Origin of the sequence: uncultured Chitinophaga sp. (assembly GCF_937898475.1) — a bacterium.
Lineage (GTDB): Bacteria > Bacteroidota > Bacteroidia > Chitinophagales > Chitinophagaceae > Chitinophaga.
Window position 1 is genome coordinate 964954 of record NZ_CALEJS010000016.1, and the last position, 26362, is coordinate 991315.

Sequence of the window (26362 nt, forward strand, 5' to 3'; positions counted from 1 at the left end):
ACTCCGTTTAAGGTCACAGCTTATTAATAACAAAAACAATTCCCGTTCATCGCATCCGTAAAAGCGCGCCAACAAAACCCTTATATAGAAAGCATTCAGGCGGCAAACAACTGGGCATTTTTTTACTCAATCCGTGGTAATCCGGTAGCTGTTCATGCATGTTTACATTACCGGTATTTTAACTAACTTAAAGTTTGAAGGTTTGAAGGTTTAAGCGCTAGAAAGTTTGTAGAACACCCGGCACCACAGCACACGTTCAAACTTTCAAACCTTGAAATGCTCAAACAATTTTGACTAACTGTTATGGCCAAACGTATTTTACCGATCCGGGATGTGCTGAATCCTTTCAGGGAAAAGAAGCAGCGCATCATGAACTATAACCCCGTAACGGGTAGTGCTTCCCGGAAACCCCCGGCGGAAGTGAAGATCACTGTATTTGATTATAGCGCCAGCGGGTTCGAAGAAGTAGTAGCAGACAAAATGGAAGACGTATTCAGATACCTGGATACACCTGGTGTAAGCTGGATCAATATAGATGGCATCCGTAAAGAAGAAGTACATGCCATCTGTGTACGTTATGGCATTCATTACCTGATAGAAGAAGACATCCTGAATGTAGGCCAGCGTGCAAAAATGGACGAGATGGGCGAGGCGGTCTTTGGCGTATTGCCCATGATCTATTTTAATGCGCATGCCTGTACCATAGAACAGGAGCAGGTTAGTATAGTGCTCGGAAAAAATTTCGTGATCTCCTTCCAGGAAGATCCCAGCAGGGATCTATTTGATCCTGTAAGGGATAAACTGCGTATGAACGGTTCCCGCTTGCGGTTAGCAGGAGCGGATTATTTATGTTATGCCCTGCTGGATGTGATTGTAGACAGCTATTATATTGTGCTGGACAAACTGGGCGAACGTATAGAACTGATGGAAGACGTGGTACAGCATCAACCCAATACCCGCGCGCTGGCCCGTATCAACCAGTTGCGCCGCGAGCTGCTGCTGTTCAGAAGAGCCATAATGCCCGTACGTGAACTGATGAACGGCTTTCTCAAAACAGAAAGCCCTTTGATAGACGAGCGCACTTTCAAATACTACAAGGATGTATATGACCACATTATACACGCCAACGATCTTACCGATAACTACCGCGATATGGTGCTGAACCTGCAGGAACATTATCACACGCAGTTAAACCTTAAAATGAATGAGGTGATGAAAGTACTGGCGGTGGTAACTACTTTAATGGCGCCACTCACCGTGATTGCAGGTATCTACGGAATGAACTTCGATAACATGCCTGAGCTGCACTCGCCCAACGGCTACTTTTTTACCATAGGAGTGATGGTAGTTATCCTGATCGTCATGATCATTGTATTCAGGAAAAGAGGATGGTTCTAGGGCGCAGACGGTTCCCAGTTCTCCAGCAGTTTGTTTTGTGTATCGTATTTCCAGATAGCAGGCAGCAGTCTGTCCTGTTCATCATAAGTGCCACCGGCTATCAGTATAGTGTGATCATCTATCCACACAGCCTGTTTCACCACTGTAGATGGCCCGCAAAATAAAATGCGTTCCCGTTTTTTCGTTTGTACATTTACGATAGACACTTCTGTATCCGGCTCTCCCGCTTCCAGCACTACTTTGCCGTTCCTGCCCTGGTGCAGGAAATTACCATAGCTTACCATATCCACTACCTGGCTGCTGTCAGGGCTGTACACAAAAAATTGTTTGAACTGCTCAAACCTTTCCTCTTCCATATAGAGACTGTCGGCCAAAGCAAGCGTATCTGTGGTGGTACGCTGCAGGTTGTCTGTTGCTACCTGGCCTGCCGTACTGCTGTCTATCCAGCTCTTCCACTGTATCAGTTTGCGCTCTGTCCAAAATGCCAGGCTGTCTTTATCAGCAGGAGTGAGGGGTGTTTCCTGATCGCTGTCTCCGGGTACCTGTTGCGTGTCTGTTGTTTTACTGCTGTTGCAGCCGTTACATCCCTGCAGTATGCAGGCAACCAATAGAACGATTGTTATATATAGTGCCCGGTTGGGTTGATATTGCACGCTGTTATTTTTTCTTATAGATGGGCACTGTAGAACAGGGCTCTCCGTACATAATGCTTTTTACAACAGGCAGCAGCAGGCGGGTTATTTCCGCATAGGCGGCCTCTCCGGCGCCTTTATCGCCACAACCTTTTACCACAACACGTTTATCCACATATTCACTGGTATCAATATCCCGTAACTGCTGCAGGAATACGCTGCGGTAAACGGCCTCCGCATCGCCAAAGGCAGCATAACGCGCTACCGGCTGCAGGTAAGTCATTACCAGCATATAGGCCCACATCGGCACAACCGCATCTGCCGTACAGGTAATGGCTACTATCTTATCCCGGTATTGTTCCCAGTCATGTGTTTGCAGTGCCGCACGGAAATCCTTTTCCTTCAGGATCATTTCCATGAACAGGTAGTGCTTTATGTCAAATACTACAGTCTCCTCTTTAGGATAATAATCCTCCAGGTCTAAAGAAATTAATCCGCTCTGTGCTACTTTATTAACAATCTCTTCCATGTCAGTACTTATTTTCCCTGCAAATTTACTAAATACTCCGTTGTCATTGATCCGTGCCCCTAAGTCCTTAACTGCCAATTCCATAATCCGCGCCAATCGCTAACTGCTAACAGCCAACAGCTAAAAAAAAGCCGTCCTGCTGTAGCGGGACGGCTTTTTCTATTGTCAGTTATGCTGCTTAAAAGAATTTGGCGCGGTTGTCCTGGATCTTGCTCTGTTTTTTCAGCACTTCGAACAGTTGCTGACCCAGCATGCCTTTCATACTCTGCTCGTAGGCCTGGCGTACGTTGTCCAGCTCCTGAACAGGCTGACCGGTAGGCTGGTAGCTGTTTACCTTGATCACATACACACCGGCATTACCTTCAATGGGTGCAGAAACTTTGGCAGTGCCCCAGCTCTTGTTGAAGGAAGCGCCTACTACTTTAGGTTCGAAACCAAGAGAAGGTACAAAGGGAGTACCGAAGTTGATGCCTTCTGCCTGCTGTACCGGCTGGCTGGAAGCTTTAGCTGCGGCGTCCAGTGATGCAGGGTTCTGCAGTTTGGCGATCAGCTGTGCTGCCTTTTTGTGCTTCTTCACTTCAGCTTCTACCTGCGGTCTTACTTCTTCCAGCGGGGTAAGACCTTCTTCGCGGATACCTGTGAGCACCGCTACAACATATTTATCTTCAAAAGTAAATACCTGGCTGGCGTCTCCTTTTTTGGCTTCATATGCCCAGCGAACCAGTTCGCGGGCCTGGCCAATACCGGGGATCACGTGATCCATAGGGCGGAGGTTATCGGCAATACGTTTGTTATATCCTTTAGCCTGCACATTCTTATCGAATGATTTCTGATCGCGGTTCTCGCTGGCAAACTCGCTGGCTGCAGCATAGGCTTTACTGTCAGTTTCCTTGCTGGCTTCCACGGGTTTGCTCAGGTAAGCCACTTTCAGGGCAGGGCCCAGGTTCTTCTGCTCCATGATCTCAATCAGGTGATAGCCAAATTGTGTTTTCACCACTTTCAGCTGACCTTTGGATCCTTCAAAAGCAAAGTCTTTGAATTCTTTTACAAAAGTAGTGGCCGGCGTTACTTCGTATTCGCCGCCGTTGTTTTTGCTGCCCGGGTCATCAGAATACTGGGCAACCATTGCTTTAAAATCAGCACCGCCTCTTACGGCTTTTTCAATACTGTCTATACGGGCTTTGGCAACAGAATCTGCCAGGCCGGTTTGCGTACCTATTAATATATGACGCACTTTAACGGTGTCGTACATATTTTTACGGTCTACCATTTTAGCCAGCACCAGGTAGTTGTTATCCACATAAGGACCATAAATACCGCCTACGGGAAGATTGACGATGCTGTCTTTGTTGGGCACCATCACCGCGCTTTTCGATACATACCCGTCATAATATTTTATTTCGGAGTTGCGGTTGATGAAACCTTCAATATCATGGGTGGTATCCATTTCTGTTTTCAGCTCGGCCATCTGCTGCAGGGCGGCTGCAGTATCTGAACCGGAGGGCAGCGCATCAAAAGATACGTATTCCACTTTACGGGCTTCTTCTGTTTTAAACAGGGATTTGTGATCCTGTATAAATTTATTCAGCTCGTTATCATTTACCTGGATGGTGGAATCCGGGATAGTGGCGTAAGGAACGTTCACATAAGATACGGTAGCATTCTGGCTGTTATCCTGCTGCTGCTGAGCGGCCATCCATTTGGGATAGTAAACCGCCTGCGTGATCAGCGCGCCGTATTTCTGTGTTTTCTGGTATTTGCCTACGGCAACTTCCAGCCTGCGGAGACCTTCGCGGGTCTGTCCGGTAGGATCCTGGTTAACGTTGCGCAGGATCTGCATCATGGTTTCGCGGTTAAACTCACCGGTCTGGGGATTGGTAAAGTTCTGCACCACCACCGGGTTAGGATTTTTCCCGTTGAATTGGTCTACTATTTCAGCTTCAGTAACATCGATGCCCAGTTTGCTGTACTCTTCCTCCATGATCTTGTCACTGAGGAATTCGTTCCAAACCTGCTCGCGGATGGTCTGACGGGTTTGTTCGTCAACACTGCCGCCGGCGCGGTAATTGTTTTCTTGTTCCTGGATGAGCCGCTGGTATTCTGTAACATCCAGCTCTTCACCATTTACTTTACCTACAGTAGTGGAACGACGGAATAGGGAATTCCTGCCAAAAAAGGCATCCTGCAACAGGAAACTAACTATGGCAAGGCAGATCACAACTACGATCACCACCGCATATTTATCCCTGATCTTCTGAATAACTGACATATATTATATAATATAAAATTTTAGGGAAAGCAAAAATAGAATAAAATAGTTGTAACTGCAAAACAGTATTTTTTGGGCCTAAAAGCAATACAGTAAAGGATTTCAGGGCTTTTCACCTCCCGTTTTGATCAATCCCCATTCACAGGTTATCCACATTCCGGGGTGTTTTACGGGCAGATGGGGATATCTGTTAGGTATTTGTAAATCAGCCACCAGTAAAGATTTTCAGCCGCTGATAGTGCAGCTTTTCCCGGGGCAGTTATCCACAATTACCATCGCGAAAATTGCTCATCCACATAAAATTGTGTATAAACCTGGTAATAAAAAACTTACAGCAGCTTTTACCCGGTTTCAGTTTTCGGGGTCTATTTATCCACAGGAATTGTGAAAAACCATGGCATAAGCGGGTGATTATGTGGGTAAACAGCCCCATGCATACAGGGAAAACTAATTTTGTTATTCTGCCGGAAGTTTGTCCGGGGTCAAAAAGGGGATAAACGTGGAAAGTAAGCGGCTACTGTTAACACTTTCTTAATATACCACACACTACAAAGATGTTCACCAAAAACGATATCCACGGGTGTGGATAGAGAGGGCTAAATCCAGTCTGGTAGCGGAAAAGAACTGTTAATTTCCTGTGGATAGCTCAGCAAAACAGATTAACAACTACCTTTGTATTTTACCGGAAAATTCGATTTCCACATATTCACCCCCCTAATAGTAGTGGGTTTTTCTTTTTTAAATAAATAATTAAAGTATATAATTATGATTAGGGAGCTAGCCGAAGCGAAAAAAAATTTGCAGCGCAACGGATTTCTGGATGTGCCCGTTAATGTGAACCTGGATCTGTTTGCCGAAATAGAAAGGCTGAAGAAAGAAAAAAACGCCATTGTACTCGCGCACTATTACCAGGAGCCCGATATTCAGGATGTGGCAGACTACATTGGCGACAGCCTGGGGCTGAGCCAGGAGGCCGCCAAAACAGATGCCGACATCATTGTGTTTGCCGGCGTGCATTTTATGGCCGAGACTGCCAAGATACTGAGCCCACAGAAGAAGGTGCTGCTGCCGGATCTGAAGGCGGGTTGTTCCCTGGCCGACAGCGCCCCTCCCGAGCTGTTCAGGAAGTTCAGGGAAAAGTACCCCGATCACCTGGTGATCTCTTACATAAACTGCTCTGCAGGTATCAAAGCACTGAGCGATATCATTTGTACGTCCTCCAATGCCGAAAAAATCATCGAAAGCGTTCCGGCTGACCAGCCCATCATTTTTGCCCCCGACCGGAATTTAGGCAGCTATTTGCGCCGTAAAACGGGTCGCGACATGATACTGTGGAATGGCGCCTGTATGGTACACGAGATTTTTTCCCTGGAAAAGATCACCCGGCTCAAGGTAAGGCACCCCAAAGCCAAGGTGATTGCCCACCCCGAATGCGAAGCCGCCGTACTGGAGATCGCCGACTATATAGGGTCTACCACCGGTTTGCTGAAATTTACACAGCGGGATGATGCCCGGGAGTACATTGTTGTGACCGAAACCGGTATCCTGCACCAGATGGAAAAGGCCAACCCGGGTAAGACTTTCATTCCCGCACCCCCTAATAATGCCTGCGCCTGTAATGATTGCCCGCACATGAAGCTCAATACCCTTGAAAAACTTTACCTCTGTATGGAGTATGAAGAGCCGGAAATCACCATGGATGAGCAATTACGCATTGCTGCAAAGAAGCCAATAGACCGTATGCTGGAGATCAGCGCACAGTATGGTTTGTAAATATTTATAAACCAGTATTTTACAACTATTATTTAATTTAATATTACTTTATCGGACGGAAGGCCCCGAGAATGTGCTATCCTGGCGCATCCCCGGGGCTTCTTCTTTATATGTAATTCTCAGCGCATAGGTAGTGTGCTGAGAATCGTGTATTTGCCTGCCTTCCTGTACTCTCTACGGTATAACGCACGCTAAAGCCCTTCGCGGCGGTTTCATGAAATCTTCCTCATAATGCTGCGCAACAAGTGAAAGAACTTGTGGTTACACCATCCTCTTTTCAAACTATCATGATACAGATCCATAGATATTCCGTTCCTTATAAGGTAGGGATGAACAAGGTCTGAAGTAGGGAGCAATAAGGGCTTATATAGGGCTCATCTCTTATCAAACATAAGATGGCACAGCATTTCAGCCCGAAAATCAGACGAAGGTCACGCTTGTACTGCGTGGAAGGCAAACGGTAATGTGATCGGGAACAAATGAAGGGGTACAGGGAAACTATCGGATAAGGATCCAAAGAAGGCAGGAACGGGGGATAAAAATGAATAAGCTGATCAGTTGATCTCTTCTACCCAGATGAAGTCAGCTTCTGTTTTGCGGAGCGATAAATTGTAGCCGGCTACCATGATAGAGATGGGATCTCCGAGGGGAGCGATCTTTTCCACTTTTACTGTTTCACCAGGCACACAACCCATTTCCATTAGTTTGATATGAAGGTCATCTTTTTCAAATGCTGTAATGATCGCACTTCTGCCAATTGCCAGGGAAGATAACTTTATCTGACGTTTACTCATTTCAAATCCACTTTGTTAGAACATTCAAGTATTTCAGGATAGGCAAAGGTACCTTTCTAAAGCCATCCGGCAAAAAAGAGGGGCGCGTCAATCAGAAATTTCACTATACTTTTACATCCGGGATCAGAAATCTAATATGGCGATTCAATTTACCGCGCACGAAGTTAAAGTACAGATCAGGAACAGGACAAAGCTGAAGGCTTTTCTCAAAGCGCTCTTCCAGCGGGAAGGGCAGGGCCTGCTGGGCCTGCAGTATGTTTTTTGCAGCGATGCCTACCTGCTGGAAATGAACCAGCAGTTTTTACAGCATGACACTTATACAGACATTATCACTTTTGAGCTGAGTGATGATCCAGCCAACACGGAGGGCGAAATCTATATCAGTATAGACCGCGTAAGGGAAAATGCACACAAGTTTGCCGTCAGCGAGGAACAGGAATTACACCGGGTGATCTTTCACGGAGCACTGCATTTGTGCGGCTATAAGGACAAATCAAAAAAAGATGCTGCGCTGATGCGTCAGAAGGAAGATGAATGTCTCGTGGAATATTTTGGTGAATAATTGTCAGTGACGCTTTTAAAGGGCGATGCTGTTTCAGCTTGTTTTAAACAATCTTTTTATCCTGTTCTTCAGGCGCCGCGACTCCCGGTATTGTGCCAATCTTTGCGCTTCCATTGCCGCCCTGGTAACTTCCACCTGGAAATCATAATTGAGTGTGGCAAAATCGGCATCTTTTTCCGGCAGCACAAAGAGCGGATGGGTGATCTCGCCCAGTTCTTTCCGGGGAATGTTGGCGTACACACTGTCTTCCTGGCTGGTGTGTGTGGAGTTGGCCCCAAACCCGATGTTGCTGATCATATTGATGTTGGGGATAATGGAGAGGCCGTGTTGAAAAAAGTTGATCAGGGTGAGCTGATAATCCCAGGTGTTAATCTTCCCGGCTTTGGTTTCTTCAAAAATGCGGTGCCAGCTTTCAATCACCAGCGGATCGGTAAAGATCTTGGGCAGTTGTTTACTTACATCGGCGCCATTGTATAAAGCAAGTTCGCGGTCATAATCTTTCCACACCCTGCGCCAGCTGGCCCATCCCCAGGCATGTGTAAGGTTGGAGTAATAGTAGGTGGCGGTACCCCAGGTTTTTCCATGCTGGAGGTTACAACCGGAGATATGCCGGATGCGGGTGTCGTGGCGGTACTTTTCAAGCATGGCATCGCAGAAGCGGAAGAAGCTCTGGTTAGGCAGGCAATCATCTTCCAGGATAATGCCTTCTTCTTCATGATCAAAGAACCAGTCGATAGCCGAAGAGATGGCCATTTTGCAACCCAGGTTCTTTTCCCTGAAAAGGGTTTTTACTTCGCAGTCCCAATCTACCTGTTTGATGATGTTCCTTGTTTCATTGCATAACTGTTGTTCTCCTTCTTTCTCAGGCCTTGGTCCGTCTGCAGCGATGTATAATTTTTTTGGCTGAACGTTCCTGATCTGCTCAAATACGCGCGCCGTAAGATCCGGCCGCCTAAAGATCATGAATAATACAGGTGAACGGGATGTGTAGTGCTCCATAAATTAAAGATGTTCTTTTTAAAGATATAAATAATTATGGTTCACCCTGCTCAAATCAATTGTTTATATACCTCTAAAGTGCCCTGCATACATTGTTCCATGGAGAACCTGGACAGCTGCCGGATGCCACGCTGTTTCAGCTGTACAGCCTTATCACTGCTATTAATAACAGATTCAATTACTTGTGTCATTTCTTCCTGCTGGTAGGGATCGAAGTAGGCGGCGGCATCGCCGCCAACTTCTTTAAAGCAGCTGGTATTGCTGGTGATGACCGGGCAATTGTTTTTAAATGCTTCCAGGATGGGAAATCCAAAGCCTTCGTACAAAGAAGGGAAGATAAATGCGATGGCATTCTGATAAAGGGTATTCAGCTGCGCTTCTGTCGCTGCAATTTGTTTGGTTCTATCCTGGATACCTGCCCGGAGCAGCAGTTCACGCTCGGCAGATCCCCAGTTGCCACCACCTGTACACACCAGGTTAATATCATAGCGGTGCATCAATGGTTGTACCGCGCGAACAAACCTGCTGAAGTTCTTGTAGCCATTGGCCCGGTCTCCTACATAGAGTATATAATCCCGGAAGGGAGGAGTAAAAGCTGGATCTTTTTCCTGTTGGCTCTCCATGTATCCATGGTATACCACGCTGATCTTATGATCAGGAATATTGAAGACCTGCTGCAGATCATTTTTGGTAGACTGGGAGATGGCGATGATATGATCAGCTTTTGTGATGGTGGCTCTTTTGAAAGGAACGAAATGATCGTGAGGGGAGAAGAACTCCGGGAACAACTCATGGATCATATCGTGAACGGTCAGCACAAAAGGTTTCTTCAGTTTTGTCAGGAAGTAGGGATGATAATAGGTGGGATGCAGCAGATCAAAATCATTCTTTTTGATCATGTGGCGGGCGTACTTTTTGTTCCAGCGCTCCAGCTTATGCTGTTTCTTCAGGAAGGTTTCACCCAGGAATGAGGGCAGGGGCAGTTTCATATCCTGGATGTAATGATTCCTGCTATACAACACCAACAGTTTGCAGTCCGGATGTCCGTGATTGTTCAGGTAGCTGTAAATATTAGCGAAGTATCTTGAAATCCCGCCGAAACGTTGCATTGAAAATATCTGGTGATCGAAATATACTTTCATTCTTGTTGGTTAGTATAGGACTGTAAAATTAACCGGGTATGGTTTAGTATTCTATAAAGTTTTGTCTTTTGTATTTATATCGTTTGATGATATACCGGATCATGTTTTTATACCCAAGGTATTTTCCTACCAGGCGGATCCTGTCTTTTTTAAATGCTTCATCTTCCACTTTACCAGACATACCGCCGGCGGCATAGCGGGCAATCAGCAGGGGATGGAATTCAAAGCGGAAGTTTTTGTCTGCCCATATCTGCATGTTGAGTACATAGTCTGCCCGTACAATATACTTTTCGTCATAGCGGTATTTGTCGAACACGGCCCGGGGGTAGAACATGGCCTGGTGGGAAAAATTCTCTTTTGCCAGTTTGTAGCCGTTGTAGCCTTGTCCCATAATCATATTCTTCCACAGGGTACAACCATGATACACACAGTTTTCATCATCGATATTTTCTTCGATCATCTGGCTGAAGCCAGGGAACAATTCATCGTCTGCACCCAGGAACAGGAACCAATCCCCCCGGGCATAGGTAACCGCTTTGTTCATGGCGTTGTACACACCAGCGTCGGGCTCACTTTTCCAGTAGGCGATCTGGTCGTTATACTTTTTAAGTATCTCGACGGTATTATCTGTGCTTGCACCATCCAGGATGATATGTTCCAGGTTAGGATAGGTTTGTGCCTGTACACTTTGGATAGCCTTTTCGAGGCAGTCTGCAGCATTTCTGGTAACCGTTATGACTGAAATAAGCGGTCCATTAGGTTTAGGAGATTGTTGGAATAGTTTACGGTTTCCACCTTCTATCATGGTACAAAAGTTTGTAGCTGTTTTTTAGAGCGCGCCAAGTTACAAAGAATAATAATGTGTAGCATGGTGTTATGATGGCTGGTAGAATAAGTTGGCTTATTTGCAGGAGGATGAGTGTCCTGCGTTCCGAAAGGTTTCCCCGGAGTATGGTTTCCGGTTAATTGTTGTTTAAAGCCATGCTGATAGTCTAACTGCCATTTGAATATCTAACTTTTCCACGCTGTAACTTATGCCAATACTAAACGAAGTTAGGGTGGATAATGTTACCGGGGAAGAGATAGCATGTTCTGATGCATTTAGGGTGAACGTTTGTGAACGGGTGGGTAGTATGTGGGAGAAGGGTCAGGAAGGTGAAGGTGCTGGATTGGGATGGATTGGTTTCATGAGTGTGGAACATGAAATTGGAATGTTCCACGTGGAACATACATGTTTTTGCAGCGGGTGATATTTATGAGAAATCTTTTTGGTTGTTTGGAGCTTGCAGTTCCCTATAGTAATGCGCCGGTATTTCTTCCAGGAGTGTAGTTGTTTATCTGCCTCGCTGATTACGGATTATTACTACGGGCTTTCTCATCGAATAGGCAAATGCTAAATGGTGGACAGGTTGTATGGGCTTGACGATTTCTAAGGAGTACAATTGTTTGGGGAACGGATTGCTCCTAACCTGATTCATGGGAGTTTATTAACGTACTTCAGGTTGCTTGTTAATGAACAGGTGAATGGTAAAGATTAGGGGAGATTGCTAAACCAGGATGGATCGCCCGGTAGACCCTCGGCGTGCTGTTCTGAAGGATGTAGGAGATATTATAGGATCGGACACCCTCCTAATACATCGGTCATAACGTCCCGGTTTTATAGCGAGCGGCACTGAGGTATGGTTCTTTCTGAGTGCAGTAAGTTTTGATCGGGATTGCAGGTAGTCTGTATCCTGCAATTTCTATGGTGGCAAAATGTGAAGTAGGGTGGAGTTGCTGTAACAGATAGATTGTACTATTGATATAAAAGGGATCAGTACCCTTGGGTAGTTTTTATCACCTTGCGCTGCTGGTTATCCATCGATGTGGGGCGAAGCAACAGGTGTTAAGCCTGGGGAAAGATTATACAGGAGCATGGCGGGCATCCTTTATAGGGTGTTTGTAGAATAGGTTGGTCTTTCATTGGAATAGGGCCTGTCATTGGAGTGGTGTTTTGTACCCACGGGTTGGTTTTACAGGTTAGTAGTATATCACCTGTTCCGGGAACATGGTACTGAACAGGTCAATACCTTTGTTTGGTTTGCCTGACTGATGCTGATATATAGGTCATAGGGATCAAAAGGTGTCTACCTGGTGCCAAGCTTTGAAGGTATTGATAACAGGACTACAAAACGGTGAGGGAAACTTAGTAAGGGCTCAGAGGCAGTTTGTTTTGAGCGGGTACTTCTGATGCCTGGGTTATTGAATGGGTAGGTGATTGCTGGCAGGCGTAGTGGGAGATATGTTATGTTCCACAAGGTTGGCATCAATGAGGTTTATTCCCCTGGTTTGTTGTATAATGCATACATACCGATCTTATTCTTCGACGTTGTGGGATGGTCTGATGGACAGCTTTACCACTTAATTACTGGATACCTTAGCTGGTGGCTTGGTGATTGCCAATGACTGAAGTGGGACGGGTATAGTATGTGGGTTAGTTTTAACCCGGTTTGTTTTAAGCCGTTGTTTTACAAGGGTGCATACCGGCTTTGCTATCTGAAGATAGCGTTCGGGGAAAGGAATAGCCTGATCCCATAAGACTTTTGATAGCTTCCGTATTTAGGGAGTGGTGATTGCCGGGAAGATGGGTATGGTGAATCTGAACAGTGTAGATATTCATGCCTTGTACTAGCGGAACCAGGTTGAGGAGTACAAGGACAGGTATAATAGCAATCTACCCTGGGGGGATATCTTGATGGCGTTTTGATAGGGAGGTGTATGGTTAGCCGGTGGTGCCTGGACCCGGATGTAACAGACGCGATGGGTAGGTATTGACAGAATCTTGTTTGGAGTATTATTATTCTGCATGCCATCAGCATCAACCGTTCAGGAGGGTGGATACCTGTGTATATTTTGATGAATGGAAATGGGACCCTACACCTTATAAAGTCTTTATCGGGATAGAATGGATGGTCCTGTAAAAGGGGCTGGTTTGTTGTTGTGGATGTGTACAGGAGCAAGCTGATGCAGGAAGTATATAATATCGGTTTTAGGGAAACCATAAGGCTAGAAGTCTACATTAGCCGGACGCTTTACCAGAATAGTTGGGAAGAGAGCGCTTAGCCCCCGGATTAGTAATCGGGGGCTCGCATATTTCATATGTTACTTACCGGACCATAGCCGAGGTTTGATGGTACTTTATATTAGCGTCGATGGGGTACCCTATAACTTACCGGAAATTGGGCAGGAGGGAAGTCAGTGGAGCTTGCTGGTTATAATTATTAATTCAGAATGATGCCAGGCTTTGTGTATTAGAGCATGTGGTACCCATCCTTATCAGGTGATTCATTGGTATAGTTTGTTTAGCAATAGCATTTGCCTTGTCCCGGAGAGGTGATCTTTATGTGTTGTTCCACCGGGCATGCCGTTGTCATAGACAAATTTTATCCCGAAAGGACCTCCTTAAAGAGAATATCTCACATTAATACCAGCCATTCTCCCTATGAATATACTAACTTTATCTACGTTCAGTTTCCTTACCTACCGCTTCTTCCATCCCCGGATTTCAATGTTCCACGTGGAACATACAATAAATATCCTCAGTCTCCCTGCTTATACGTAATTTTGCATCTTCTTAGAATCAAAAATATGTTTCCTTCTTACGATGTAATTGTGGTTGGGGCCGGGCATGCAGGTTGTGAAGCTGCGGCTGCGGCAGCCAATATGGGGTCCAGGGTTTTGCTGGTTACCATGAACATGCAGACCATTGCCCAGATGAGTTGTAACCCCGCTATGGGCGGTATTGCAAAAGGGCAGATCGTGCGCGAAATAGATGCACTCGGTGGTTACTCAGGTATCGTTACAGATCAGTCCATGATACAGTTCAGGATGCTGAACAGATCTAAGGGGCCTGCCATGTGGAGCCCCCGCGCACAGAACGACCGTATGTTGTTTGCTGCAAAATGGAGGGAAGCATTGGAGCAAACCCCGAATGTGGATTTCTACCAGGATATGGTGAAGGGCCTGCTTGTAAAAGATGGGAAATGTTACGGTGTTATAACCGGGCTGGGGCATGAGATCAAAGCAAAGTCTGTTGTACTGACCAACGGTACTTTCCTGAACGGCGTTATGCATATCGGCGATAAACAATTTGGCGGTGGCCGCGTAGCAGAAAAAGCTGCCACCGGTATTACCGAGCAACTTGTATCGCTGGGTTTTGAAAGCGACCGTTTGAAGACGGGTACACCTCCCCGTATAGACGGACGCAGTCTGGACTACTCCAAAATGGAGGAACAAAAAGGAGACCAAGAGATCGTCGGGTTCTCCTATATGGATGTTGAAAAAATTACTCCGCAGCAACAACGCAGCTGCTGGATCACTTATACCAGTGCCGATGTACATGAGGCACTGAAAACCGGGTTCGACAGATCGCCCATGTTCCAGGGAAGGATACAAGGAGTGGGGCCCAGGTATTGCCCAAGTATTGAAGACAAGATCAATCGCTTTGCCGAAAGAGAAAGGCACCAGCTATTCGTGGAGCCCGAAGGTTGGAGCACAGTGGAAATATATGTGAATGGTTTTTCTACCTCCCTTCCGGAAGATGTGCAATACAAAGCCCTCCAGATGGTACCCGGTTTTGAAAACTGCAGAATGTTCAGACCAGGTTACGCAATAGAGTATGATTATTTTCCACCTACCCAATTGCAGTTCTCGCTGGAAACAAAAAGAATGGAAAACCTGTTCTTTGCAGGGCAAATAAATGGTACCACCGGTTATGAAGAGGCAGCCTGCCAGGGGTTGATTGCCGGTATGAATGCACACCTCAAAGCACATAACCAGGAACCTTTTGTACTGAAAAGAAGTGAAGCTTACATCGGGGTACTGATAGATGACCTGATCAATAAAGGAACAGAAGAACCTTATCGTATGTTCACTTCAAGGGCTGAGTTCAGAACATTGCTCCGCCAGGATAATGCCGACCTCCGGCTTACGGAAAGAAGTTATCGTTTGGGCCTTGCCTCACAGGAAAGGATGGAAAAAGTGCAGACCAAAAAAGAAGGTGTGGAAAAAGTAAAAGCCATCCTGAAAGAAATGCCGCTGGACCCGGAAGATATTAATAACCTGCTGACCGAAAAAAATTCTGCGCCGCTTAGTCAACGACAAAAAGCCATGCAAATACTTTTGCGCCCGGCGATGGATATTTTTTCAATGAAGGAGCAGGTAACTAAAGTAAATCAGGCGCTGAAAGATTTTTCAAGAGAAATATTGGAACAGGCAGAGATCCAGATCAAGTATGAAGTATACATTGAAAAGGAAAATGAACTGGTGAAAAAAATGAGCCAGCTGGAAGACCTGGTGATCCCGGATAGTTTTGATTATAGCAAACTGGTTTCATTAAGTTCAGAAGCACGGCAGAAATTTAATAAGATCCGTCCGCGTACCTTGGGTCAGGCCAGCCGCATCAGCGGGGTCAACCCAAGCGATGTACAAATACTCATGGTGTACATGGGCCGATAGAAAATTTTAATATCCGGTATAAAAAAAGGGGAAGGTTACAAAACTTTCCCTTTTTTTATGGCTGTTAAAGCCACTTTAGTTTAAGCATATGGTTTTCAGTATTTTATATAGAAAAATATCGACCCCATTATCGCCTCAAATTTCAACGATCTGCCGGTTGGTAAACCACTGATATCAAAACAGGGTACTCGCGCAAAAACAGGCCTTAAAATGCGTTTTTCGGAAGAACCCTCTTTTTTTGTTAAAAAGTGTGGAGAAAAGCAACGCTTTTTAACATCTACCCGTAAATACTATACCTGATTATGATAAAACGGATATAACTTTATATTCGTGAACAATGAAAGGGAGTTGCTACTTTGCGGGGGTCAGGATTATAATCAGGTAACAGACTATTCGTGCACGAACTGAACTACCTTATTGAAGGCTGCCGGGAATGGAACCGGAACAGCCAGGAATTATTGTACCGGCAATTCTATGGATATGCCATGAGCATTGCTTTGCGTTATGCACAGAATAAAGAAGAGGCTGTAGAAATTTTAAATGATGGATTTCTGAAAATATTTCAACACATTAAAGAATTTGATACGAATCGTCCCTTTAAGAGCTGGTTGGCCAAGATAATGGTAAACACGGCTATCGACCATCTGCGCAGCAAGAAAAAAATTTCCTTTACAGAAGACATCGAAAAAGTATATGATCTTGGTATGGATGATAATGCCATGGACAAGCTGTCTTATGACGAGCTGCTGGTCCTGGTGCAATCTTTACCACCCGCCTATCGTACTGTATTTAACCTCTACGTGATGGAGGGATATCAGCACCAGGAAATAGCTGATCAATTGGGTATATCTGAAGGGACGTCTAAATCCAATTTATTTAAAGCGAAAAAATTATTAAAAGAGAAAATAGAAAAAGCAAGTAGTTACAAGAATACGCTAAAAACCTGAAGACCTGCAGAAGGTCTGCGACTAAAATGAGTGACGCGTTTGATAAAAAGTTTCGTGAAAAGTTGAGTGAAGGTGATATTCCATTTGATGCGGATGCATGGAAGAAGATGGAAAAAAAACTGGATGCGCTCAATGAGGATGGCTATTCCGGAAGATCTTTCTGGAGATGGCTGACTCCTTTATTGTTATTATTGCTGGGAACCGGCGCCTTCTTCTGGTGGCGCAGTTCCACATCAATCGATCATCCGTCACCGGCGGCTTCATCCAATAACACAAGCACGGTACCGCAACAACAAACACCCGTTAAAACGCAGGGAGATACGCCTGAAGAAAAAGCAAACACAAATACTACAGATCAAAGCAAACAGCCAGCAGCCGTTGTTCGGGGAGAAGAGCAGCAGGCTGCTTCATCATCCGAAATGCCGAAGACAAATAAGTCTGCCACTCCTGCTCATGAAGAAACAGCCGCAGCAAAACATCACACACCATCACCACTGGTTGACCGCACAAAACAGCCGGCAGATCCTGTGTTATCTTATCCCGTAAATGCAAAGGAACAGTACACAGCTACCGGGGCGGAAAGAACAGGTGCAACGAAAACGGCAGGCGGGCAGGATAATATATTGCAACTACTCGCAACGCTTCAACCCAAAGAAGAGCAGCTATCAACAAACATTAAAGGTAATGGTCGCAGTCCCCTTAAACAAAGCGTGCAGCCGGCGGATGAGAAGACGAAGGAGAAAAAGGAATTGCCGTCCCGGAAAGGTTTGAGTTTAACACTGACCGGCGGACCGGTATATAATGTGGCGCCTTCCCTGCAGTATGGCCGTTTGGGCGTGGATGGCGGATTGTTGCTGAGTTACCATGTGAATAACCGCTGGGCATTTACCACCGGCGCAATATATAGTCAGAAACCATATGGCGGAACCTGGAGAGATTACGGCGTACTTAAAAACTGGGCGCCGCCGGATCCCTATCATGTGATCAGGAAAATTGATGCGAACTGTGGCGTGCTGGATGTGCCTGTTAATATTAACTATGCTTTTATGAACAGGCCCAATTATACGCTGAGCGCAACGGCAGGTCTTTCCAGCTACCTGATGCTGAAAGAAAAATATACTTATAAATACCAGAGCGGCTGGGATAGCGATAAAGAACTTACCAACGCTAACCAGCACTACCTGGCAGTATTAAACCTGGCCTTTACTTACCAGTTCCCCTTGAACAACAACATGTCGCTCGGCATACAGCCCTTTACTAAAATACCGCTCCGGTCTGTTGGCTATGGCGAGGTAAGGCTATACTCAACCGGGGTAATGTTACAGCTGAATTTCAACAGTGCAGGACATAAGCGGTAGGTTGGCAGGCATATTTTTTCTATATTAGTATAGAAACGTTATGATCTATGCGTCAACTACTCCTTGCCACCAGCGCCCTGCTGATACCCGGCATGCTGCTTGCACAGGATTCCCTTAAACAGGACAGCATGCAATACCTGCTGATAGGGACTTACACCAAAAAGCAAAGTGAAGGGATCTATGTGTATACGTTCAATACCCAAAGCGGTGAATTGAAATATGTAAGTACTGCCAAAGGTGTGGATAACCCTTCCTATCTCGTAGTTGCTCCCGATCAAAAACATGTGTATTCAGTAAATGAATCAAACGGCGACAGAACCGGAAGTGTGAGCGCTTTTGAACTGGACCATAGTACAGGTCAGCTGCAATTTATAAATAAACAACCCTCCGGCGGAGACGGTCCCTGCTATGTTAATACAGACGGGGATGGAACACATGTGGTGGCAGGCAATTATGCCAGTGGCAGCTTGTCTGTACTCCCGGTTCAGCCTGACGGAAAGCTGGGTGCACCGCTGCAAACCATACAGCATACCGGTTCCGGTGTAAATAAAGAACGGCAGGAAAAACCGCATGTACATTGTGTGGAGTTTTCGCCGGATCACCAGTTTTTGTTTGTGTCCGATTTGGGTATTGATAAGATCGGCATCTATAAGTACGATCCTTCATCACCTTTACTGCTGCAGGAAGCAAGCCCTTCTTATGCAGCACTGCCGCCAGGCGCTGGTCCGCGGCACCTTACGTTCCATCCCGGTGGTAAATGGGCTTACCTGGTACATGAGCTGGATGGTAAGTTAACGGCTTTCCGTTATGATGAAGGTAAGCTGACGCCCATACAAACCGTGTCTACTTTACCGGAAGCATTTAAGGGAACCATATCCGGCGCGGATATACATGTATCGCCGGATGGAAAATTTTTGTATGCCTCCAACCGGGGAACGCTCAACAACATTGTATACTATGCCATAGATAATAAAAGCGGGAAGCTGCAAAGAAAAGGACAACAATCTACCAAAGGCAAAACCCCACGTAATTTCATGATAGATCCATCCGGTAATTTCCTGCTGGCAGCTAACCAGGATACAGACAATATAGTTGTGTTCAAACGTAACAAGGTAAATGGCTCATTCAAAGCAACCGGCCAGGAGATCAATATTTCCATGCCGGTATGTTTAAAAATGGTGGCGGTACAACATTAGGCATACAGGTATGGCATAGCTTTTTCGGGATAGTAATTAAAAATGCTGCGTATGAAAAGTAAGCAACCGAAACCAGGCCAGAAGGTTCCACGTGAAAAGGAACAGGCAGACAAGCCACTACCACCGAAGATAGACGAGCTGGAGGAGAAAAGAGACAAGACCTTTCCGGGTTATCCCGTTTATCCACCCGGAGAAGATATCATGAACCGGGGAGAAAAGGAAGATCTGGATGTGGAAAACCTTTCCCGAAGCGACAGGGGAAAGGGGCATAAACATTCCCCACAAAAACCACCGGCTCCGGATGAAGAAGAAGGACTGGACGTTCCTGGCGCAGAACTGGATAACAGTAATGAAGAGATCGGGAATGAAGACGAGGAAAATAACTTCTACAGTCTGGGTGGCGACCGTCATGAAGACCTGGAAGAAGATCCGTCATAACAAGGGTGTTAACAACCTGCAGAGGGCATCTATAAATTTTTCAAACAATGACCGGTTTTTCCAGGACCGGCGGGTGATGAGTGTTGCATCTTCGAGGTCCTTCTCAAAGGCATCCTGCAGCTCCTTTACTACCAGTCGATCATACATGATAATGGCAATTTCAAAATTGAGATAGAAGCTGCGATTATCGAGATTGACCGTACCAACAATCGCCAGGTTGTCATCTATGATCATGGTCTTTGCATGTATAAATCCCTTTTCGTAAAAGTAGATCTTTACACCTGCATCCAGCATGGGTTTTATGAATGACTGAGCGGCATGTTGTACAAAGAAGGAGTCGCCACGTTTGGGAAGTAAAAGTTCTACATCTTTTCCTGCCAGCGCGGCCATTTGCAGCGCGCTTAACAATTGTTCATTGGGAATGAAGTAAGGATTGCTGATGCGGATGCGTCGCCTTGCTACATTGATGGCCATCAGTATGCTCTGCATGGCCATGGGCCATTGTGAGTCGGGTCCGCTGGCAACAATATCTGTAAAGCAGTTTGCTGTAAATTCTGCACGGCGAAAGTACGGGAAAGCAAAAGGAAAACTTTCTTTGCTGCAGTAACGGTAGCTCATCATGAATTGCAGCTGCAGCTGGTTCACCACATCGCCTTCCAGCTGCAGATGTGTATCCCGCCAGTATACTTCGTTGTGGCCGTTGTTGATGTAGCGCTCATCCATATTGATGCCACCGGTAAAACCAATCTTTCCATCAATCACAATGATCTTGCGGTGATTGCGGTAGTTGGCGTTCAGGTAAAAGTCAACCAGCACCGGTGAAAAGGCATATACTTCTGCGCCGTGTTCTTTAAGACGTTTGGTGATGGGGCCCATGTGATCGCAGCCAAGATCATCATAAATAAAACGCACTTCCACACCGGCTTTCAGCTTTTCTATCAGGATATCCACCACGGCATTGCCAATGCTGTCTACCGCGAAAATGTAATATTCCATGTGAATGTGATGCTCTGCATTACGCAGGGCATCCATGACTGCAGGAAATTTCTGCTCTCCGTTGATCAGTACTTTTGCACGGTTATTTTTAGTAAGCAGTGAATGCATGGTGTTTAACAACATGGCCGAGACCTCCTGCTTGCTTGCTACCTGCTGTCGCAGCTCTACCTGCATCTGTTCTATCTCGGGGCGCTTGTTTTCCCAGTATCGCAGCATCAATGTTTCATCCCGTGTACCTTTCAACGTGAAACGCTTTCTTTTGCGGAGGTCGCGCCCCAGGTAATAATACACGATCAATCCCAGGAGCGGAACAAAAATCAGCAGCAGGATATAGCCCATGGCCTTGATGGGATTGCGGTTCTCCAGCAGTATGGTGCCTACCACACCGATGAAGGAGAGCAACACCAGTACAATACTGATGATCTTTATTACCAGGTGCCAGTTGGTTTCCTTCAGTAAGCTCAGAATGGTAAACACGGATTGAAAGGTATTATACAGATAAAGATAAAGCTTATTTGGTATCCCTGTCTATATAGGAAGTATGCCTGGTATCTCTTATCAACACGTATACGATCAGGGAGATAAAAATGCATAAGGTAATGTACCAGTAGTACCAGGGCTCGTTGCCAATGTGTTTAAAATAGAGGGCTATATATTCTGCCGTACCGCCAAATATGGCTACCGTGAGGGCATAAGGTAAACCTACGCCCAGGGCCCTTATTTCGGCAGGGAAGAGCTCTGCTTTAACAACGGCATTGATAGCGGTGTAGCCGCTTACGATCAGCAGTGCTGCCTGTATCAGTAAAAATGCGCTGATGGCAGAAGTGGTATGACTGAGTGTGGTTAATATGGGAACGGTGAACAGGGTACCTGATATACCAAAGCCGATCAGTAAAGGTTTGCGCCCGTATTTATCTGATAGCATACCAAACAAAGGCTGCAGGCAGGCGTAGATGAGCATAAGTATAAAAACAATAAGCGTTGATTGCTCCTTGCTGAGATGCACCGTATTCACCAGGAATTTCTGCATGTAGGTAGTATAGGTATAGAATGCCAGCGTGCCGCCCATGGTAAGGCCGATTACAGTAAGTACGGCGCGGGGGTGTTGTCTGATCAGCACGGCCAGGGAACCGCGTTCCGACTTCTGTTCATCAAGCCTGACAGATTCCTGCATATTGCGGCGCATATAAAGCACCACCAAAGCCAGCAGTGCGCCAATAAAGAAAGGTATGCGCCATCCCCACTCGGTGAGCTGGGCGGGACTAAGAAATATTTTCTGCAGCAGCAATTGGATACCCAGGGCGATGAGCTGACCACCGATGAGGGTAACATACTGGAAGCTGGAAAAGAATCCCCGCTTTTCAGGGGTGGCAATCTCGCTCAGGTAAGTGGCAGAGGTGCCGTATTCGCCACCAACGCTCAGGCCTTGTAACAAACGTGCGAGTAATAAAAGGATGGGAGCGAGGATACCAATGGTTTTGTAGCCCGGTGTAAGGCCTATCATGAGTGAACCCAGTGACATTAACAGCACAGAAAGGGTCATGGCAGCCTTACGGCCCTTACGGTCTGCAATACGCCCGAACAGCCAGCCGCCAATGGGCCGCATCAGGAATCCTACGGCGAAAATAGCGGCGGTATTGAGCAGCTTTGCGGTATCGTTCCCATCCGGGAAAAAGACGGGAGCAAAGTACAGGGTAAAGGCTGCGTAGGCGTACCAGTCGTACCATTCTACCAGGTTGCCTGCAGAACCGGTGATGATGGCTTTCAGCCGCCAGGCGGTATTGTGTTGCGTGGAAGGAGCGGTGTTTATCATGGAATATTTTTGAACCGGGAAGAAGGTCAAAAATAAACGCTTTTTATATAAATTATCAGGATGTGGGCTGTTCTTGTATCTTCGCAACAGATCAATATCAGTTATACTATGCAGGATACCATTACAAATGCCAAAAAGGTGGCAGGAGAAAAAGCGGCGGAGCTGATCCGTCCGGGAATGGTGGTTGGTCTCGGAACCGGGTCTACCGCCTACTGGGCCATACAAAAAATTGGATCCATGGTGAAGCAGGGACTGGATATCAGGGCCATTGCCACCTCTGAAGCATCGGCCCGGCTGGCGGGTGATCTGGGTATACCGCTGACCACCTTTGCAGCAACGCAGCACATAGATATGGATATTGACGGGGCAGATGAAATAAGTGAAAAACTGGATGTCATTAAAGGCGGCGGCGGCGCCCTGCTGCGTGAAAAAATAGTAGCCTATCATAGCCGGCAGCTGGTGATCATAGCAGATGAGCATAAGTATGTACCTGTGCTTGGAAAGTTTCCGCTGGCAGTAGAAGTGATCCCATTTGGCTGGGAAATCACCCGGGTTAAGCTGGAAAGCCTGGGATGTAAGCCGGAGTTAAGAAAGAAAGACGGCAAGATATTTATCACAGATAACGGGAACTACATTATTGATTGCGCTTTTGGCACCATAAAGGATCCCGCAGCTGTGAATGCAGCCATTGATGATATTCCTGGTGTGGTAGAATCAGGATTGTTTGTACAGATGGCGCATACAGTAGTGCTGGGCTTTGAGGATGGCAGCACAAAAATACTCCAGCGGTAAAGCTGAGCAGCACAGTTATAACGTGAATGCCTGTTTGAAAATAAAATAGCAGTATATTTTTTACTGATATGCCGGACCGGATCCGGCATATTTGTTTTCCAGGGATATCATTCAAAACCAAAAGTATAGCTGTGACCGTTATAGTGAAATAACCGGCCTTCCTGAGCAATTTCCAGGCGGATGGGCAGGATGCTGTTGGGGTGATTGGTAGGGAACCAGTGACGGCCTTTGCTGACAACGATTAGCAGGCCTTCTTCATCGCCTGCAGCCTTGAACTGATCGCCATAGTCTTTCCAGACATCAACCGTAGTATGGGACTGCAGCGTTTGGATAAAAGCGGCAGTATCATCTACAGGCACACCTACTTCGCTGACACACAGCATATGTTTTGCGCTGAAGTGCGTATCATGCGTGTCCTGCTGCAGGTTGTAGCGCGCAATGCATTCCATGATATTCTGTTCTGCATCATAAAAGTAAACAGAGCGGGCGTTCCAGTTTGGAAAATCGACTACGGCGGCGCCGTCTTTCGGGATGAGCGTAACACCTTTATCAGACAGGAAAGGTACTACATCCGGCAGCAATTGGGGCGTAACGTTGAAGGCGATGTGGTAGGGAGTATCCTTGAGGTTCCGGGTTTGTGAAAACTCCAGCAGGGTATGACCTGCCTGTACACAAAAGCCGGTTTCATAGCTGTGTACAAGCGGCAGGCCAAGCAGGCCTGCATAAAAGGCCTGCTGACTGGCTGCATTATTGCAGAGCAGGTGTAATTTTCTGAAACGCATAGATCAGCTGATTGGGTACTGCAAATTTCTATGAAATACTTCAAAACAAGTGATCTTTAAATAGTTTTACTGTAAAGCCTGACTTTACAATTAAGGCCCGGCTTTGTGATTATTGCTGTGCAGCAGCCCAGTCATCAAGATAATGTTCAAGCACATTCAGCGGCATATCTCCCTGCGCCAGTAAGGCATCATGAAAGCTGACGATGTTGAAGCGGGGGCCTAACAATTGCTGGTATTTATCGCGCAGCCGGAATATTTCCAATTGGCCCGTTTTGTAAGAGAGCGCCTGTCCGGGCATTGCCATATAACGCTCAACGGAGGTCACTGCTTCTTCTTCACTGATAGATTCATGCTGCAGCATATAGGCAATGGCCGCTTCCCTTGTCATTTTACCGGTGTGAATGCCAACATCCAGCACCAGGCGTATAGCGCGGTGGATTTCGTTGTTCAGGGCGCCTATCTGTTGTGCCATATCGTTATAGCAGCCCAGTTGTTTGCCGAAGGATTCACAGTACATGGCCCATCCTTCAGTGAAAGCACTGTAGTTGATCTGCCGTCTGAATGTAGGCAGCGTGGTGTTTTCCTGCTGCAGGGAGATCTGGTAGTGATGCCCTGGAATGGCCTCATGTATAAATGTGGCTTCCATACCCATGAAGGTTACATTGATCTTTGTAGCATCCGGGATAGGAACATAGAAAATTCCGGGTCGGCTGCCATCTATTGCGCCGATGGTATAGGAAGGTCCGTTCTGTGATGCTTCACGGAAGGCTTCTACCCGGCGAATCTCGAACTTTGACTTTGGCGTAAGGCTGAGTATCGTATGCAGATGGGGCGTGATCTTATCATAGATCTGCCGGTATGCGTTTAACACCTGTTCCGGTGTTTTGAAAGGCATAAACCGGCGATCTGTTCTGAGAAAGACAAAGAATTCCTGCAGGCTGCCTTTGAAACCGCTCTGCACTTTTTGTTGTTCGATAGCTGCGGTAATGCGGGCTACTTCTTTCAGGCCTGTTTCATAGATCTCCTCCGGCGAGCGGTGGGTAGTGGTGAAATACCGCACATAATATTTGTACAGTTCCGCGCCATTGGTAACAGCGGAAAGTCCGGCGGCATCAGCAGCATGTTGCAGATAATCGTTCTTCAGAAAATCTGCCAGCCGCTGGTAAGCAGGCAGCAGTTGTGTTATTAATGCCTGTAGCAAATCATGTTTTATCCGCTCACGGTCTGAGCCCTGAATAGCTGCAGGGATCTTATTGAGGGGAAGGAACAGTATGTTCTTCGCGGTATCTTTTCCTGCAAGGTCTTCCATCTGCGGTATCATTTTCAGCACCAGCGCTTTAGGCAAGACCATACCGATGGCCATGCCTTTTTTCATGTTGGCGATAGTGGTATCTGTCCAGGTGGAAAATGCAGCAATACGTTTAATCCAGTTGTTATAATCCTTTACGGTCTGGAAGGGTTGCGCAGAATTGCCGGAGCCCAACTGTCCGATGAGCAGCGGAAGGGAGGAGAACTGGTTAATTGGCAGGTATTCCGGATGATAGTTCATCTTCTCAAGGTCCATTTCAAGCATGTCCTTCAGTACATCAAAAGAGATGCGGTCTGCCGTGTTCAGTGATGCTCTATTATATTCGGACAGCAGGCCCAGGTATTTTTTATCAGATTGTTCTTTCTGTTTTAAGTAAGGAGCGGCTCCATCATTTGCCAGCTGGTCATCATAGCGGTGATCGCCGCTGAATGTTGCAGTGATGGGATCAAGCTGCAGGCTTTCTTTATAATAATCTTCGAAAAGACGGTGCAGCGACAGATTTCGTGCCTGAGCAGCAGCATCCTGACCAGCATAACCACAGTATGCAAACAGCAGGATGGTGATCTTAAGCATGGAATGTTTCATAACGTTAGTGTAAAAGCGATTTAAGCATCCAGATGTTGCATCCGAAATGTTGTGTATTACCCATAGGTTGCTCCAGGCGGGTAAATCCCATTTTCTCATATAGCGGCAGTGACATGTGCAGCTGCGGCATTGTTTCCAGGTAAACATGCGTATAACCCAGCTGGCCGGCGCTTTGGAGGCAGGCTGCAATCAGCATTTTACCAATGCCTTTTCCCCTGGCTTCGGGCAGCAGGTAAAGCTTCACCAGTTCGCAATAAGCAGCTGGCAGTCCGGGGGAGGGGTAAATACCTGCTCCGCCTATGACGGTGTTGTTTTGTTCAGCTACCCAATACCTGGATCCGGGCGCTTGAAAGGTTTCAGAAAGTGTGTCCAGTTCAGGATCATAGAAAGCGGTTCCCGGCACTGCGGCATCAAATGAAAGCAGCGTACTGCGGATAATGTGCGCCAGCGTACCATTGTCTTGCTGAGCGATAAGCCTTAGTTGAACAGGTTGCATATTTTACCCTTGAAGATGCAAAGGTAACCGGCGGGGTTTGGTTAAAATTGTATGGT

At 46.4% G+C, this 26362-nt stretch carries 21 protein-coding genes; 9 read left to right on the plus strand and 12 right to left on the minus strand.

Annotated features, from left to right (window positions below; genetic code table 11):
- Window positions 1-303 precede the first annotated feature (303 nt).
- Window positions 304-1398: a magnesium/cobalt transporter CorA gene (corA, locus tag Q0577_RS13785; protein WP_298737226.1), complete on the plus strand. Its 1095-nt coding sequence runs from the start codon at window positions 304-306 to the stop codon at window positions 1396-1398.
- On the opposite strand, the gene Q0577_RS13790 is transcribed toward corA, so the two are convergent.
- The 3 genes from Q0577_RS13790 to Q0577_RS13800 form a co-directional block, all read right to left on the minus strand.
- Window positions 1395-2051 (minus strand): hypothetical protein, encoded by a 657-nt coding sequence (locus Q0577_RS13790; protein ID WP_298737228.1) that lies wholly within the window; start codon window positions 2049-2051, stop codon window positions 1395-1397. The two genes, corA and Q0577_RS13790, sit on opposite strands and share 4 nt — an antisense overlap.
- Before the next feature lie 4 nt (window positions 2052-2055).
- A complete protein-coding gene (locus Q0577_RS13795; protein ID WP_298737230.1) occupies window positions 2056-2559 on the minus strand; it encodes a DUF2480 family protein in 504 nt (167 codons plus the stop codon).
- 178 nt (window positions 2560-2737) lie between these two features.
- A complete protein-coding gene (locus tag Q0577_RS13800; protein ID WP_298737232.1) occupies window positions 2738-4828 on the minus strand; it encodes a peptidylprolyl isomerase in 2091 nt (696 codons plus the stop codon).
- A gap of 765 nt (window positions 4829-5593) precedes the next feature.
- Here Q0577_RS13800 and nadA point away from each other — a divergent pair.
- A complete protein-coding gene (gene nadA, locus Q0577_RS13805) occupies window positions 5594-6601 on the plus strand; it encodes a quinolinate synthase NadA (protein ID WP_298737234.1) in 1008 nt (335 codons plus the stop codon).
- 554 nt (window positions 6602-7155) lie between these two features.
- Here nadA and Q0577_RS13810 read toward each other — a convergent pair.
- Entirely contained in the window at window positions 7156-7395 is a 240-nt protein-coding gene (locus Q0577_RS13810) for a FeoA family protein (RefSeq protein WP_298737236.1), read from the minus strand.
- Window positions 7396-7531: 136 nt separating this feature from the next.
- Between Q0577_RS13810 and ybeY the strand changes: the two genes are divergently transcribed.
- The gene (gene ybeY / locus Q0577_RS13815) at window positions 7532-7957 is read left to right on the plus strand and encodes an rRNA maturation RNase YbeY (protein WP_298737238.1); all 426 of its coding nucleotides are present in this window, start codon (window positions 7532-7534) and stop codon (window positions 7955-7957) included.
- Between the two features lie 33 nt (window positions 7958-7990).
- Here ybeY and Q0577_RS13820 read toward each other — a convergent pair whose 3' ends face one another.
- The 3 genes from Q0577_RS13820 to Q0577_RS13830 are packed head-to-tail and all read right to left on the minus strand — an operon-like array spanning window position 7991 to window position 10903.
- A complete protein-coding gene (locus Q0577_RS13820; protein ID WP_298737239.1) occupies window positions 7991-8956 on the minus strand; it encodes a hypothetical protein in 966 nt (321 codons plus the stop codon).
- Window positions 8957-9006: 50 nt separating this feature from the next.
- Window positions 9007-10098: a glycosyltransferase family 1 protein gene (locus tag Q0577_RS13825; protein WP_298737241.1), complete on the minus strand. Its 1092-nt coding sequence runs from the start codon at window positions 10096-10098 to the stop codon at window positions 9007-9009.
- Window positions 10099-10141: 43 nt separating this feature from the next.
- A complete protein-coding gene (locus tag Q0577_RS13830) occupies window positions 10142-10903 on the minus strand; it encodes a glycosyltransferase family 2 protein (protein WP_298737243.1) in 762 nt (253 codons plus the stop codon).
- Between the two features lie 2822 nt (window positions 10904-13725).
- Here Q0577_RS13830 and mnmG point away from each other — a divergent pair.
- The 5 genes from mnmG (at window position 13726) to Q0577_RS13855 (ending at window position 19533) form a co-directional block, all read left to right on the plus strand.
- On the plus strand, window positions 13726-15594 hold the full coding sequence (gene mnmG / locus Q0577_RS13835) for a tRNA uridine-5-carboxymethylaminomethyl(34) synthesis enzyme MnmG (RefSeq protein WP_298737245.1): 1869 nt from the start codon (window positions 13726-13728) through the stop codon (window positions 15592-15594).
- 395 nt (window positions 15595-15989) lie between these two features.
- The gene (locus tag Q0577_RS13840; protein WP_298737247.1) at window positions 15990-16541 is read left to right on the plus strand and encodes a sigma-70 family RNA polymerase sigma factor; all 552 of its coding nucleotides are present in this window, start codon (window positions 15990-15992) and stop codon (window positions 16539-16541) included.
- Window positions 16542-16567: 26 nt separating this feature from the next.
- A complete protein-coding gene (locus tag Q0577_RS13845; RefSeq protein ID WP_298737249.1) occupies window positions 16568-17899 on the plus strand; it encodes an outer membrane beta-barrel protein in 1332 nt (443 codons plus the stop codon).
- Window positions 17900-17946: 47 nt separating this feature from the next.
- A complete protein-coding gene (locus Q0577_RS13850) occupies window positions 17947-19095 on the plus strand; it encodes a lactonase family protein (RefSeq protein WP_298737250.1) in 1149 nt (382 codons plus the stop codon).
- A 51-nt stretch (window positions 19096-19146) separates the two neighbouring features.
- Window positions 19147-19533: a hypothetical protein gene (locus Q0577_RS13855; protein WP_298737251.1), complete on the plus strand. Its 387-nt coding sequence runs from the start codon at window positions 19147-19149 to the stop codon at window positions 19531-19533.
- Here Q0577_RS13855 and cls read toward each other — a convergent pair.
- Window positions 19528-21006: a cardiolipin synthase gene (gene cls / locus Q0577_RS13860; RefSeq protein WP_298737252.1), complete on the minus strand. Its 1479-nt coding sequence runs from the start codon at window positions 21004-21006 to the stop codon at window positions 19528-19530. The two genes, Q0577_RS13855 and cls, sit on opposite strands and share 6 nt — an antisense overlap.
- A 34-nt stretch (window positions 21007-21040) precedes the next feature.
- A complete protein-coding gene (locus Q0577_RS13865) occupies window positions 21041-22342 on the minus strand; it encodes an MFS transporter (protein WP_298737253.1) in 1302 nt (433 codons plus the stop codon).
- Between the two features lie 60 nt (window positions 22343-22402).
- Between Q0577_RS13865 and rpiA the strand changes: the two genes are divergently transcribed.
- Complete coding sequence (rpiA, locus tag Q0577_RS13870) at window positions 22403-23134, plus strand: ribose-5-phosphate isomerase RpiA (RefSeq protein ID WP_298737254.1); 732 nt, start codon at window positions 22403-22405, stop codon at window positions 23132-23134.
- 107 nt (window positions 23135-23241) lie between these two features.
- On the opposite strand, the gene Q0577_RS13875 is transcribed toward rpiA, so the two are convergent.
- The 3 genes from Q0577_RS13875 to Q0577_RS13885 form a co-directional block, all read right to left on the minus strand.
- Window positions 23242-23916, minus strand: a complete 675-nt coding sequence (locus Q0577_RS13875) for a hypothetical protein (protein ID WP_298737256.1) — start codon at window positions 23914-23916, stop codon at window positions 23242-23244.
- A 109-nt stretch (window positions 23917-24025) separates the two neighbouring features.
- Entirely contained in the window at window positions 24026-25810 is a 1785-nt protein-coding gene (locus Q0577_RS13880; protein ID WP_298737258.1) for a DUF885 family protein, read from the minus strand.
- Between the two features lie 4 nt (window positions 25811-25814).
- Window positions 25815-26306 carry a GNAT family N-acetyltransferase gene (locus tag Q0577_RS13885; protein ID WP_298737259.1) on the minus strand — a complete coding sequence of 164 codons (492 nt, stop codon included), beginning with the start codon at window positions 26304-26306 and terminating at the stop codon, window positions 25815-25817.
- Window positions 26307-26362: the final 56 nt, after the last annotated feature.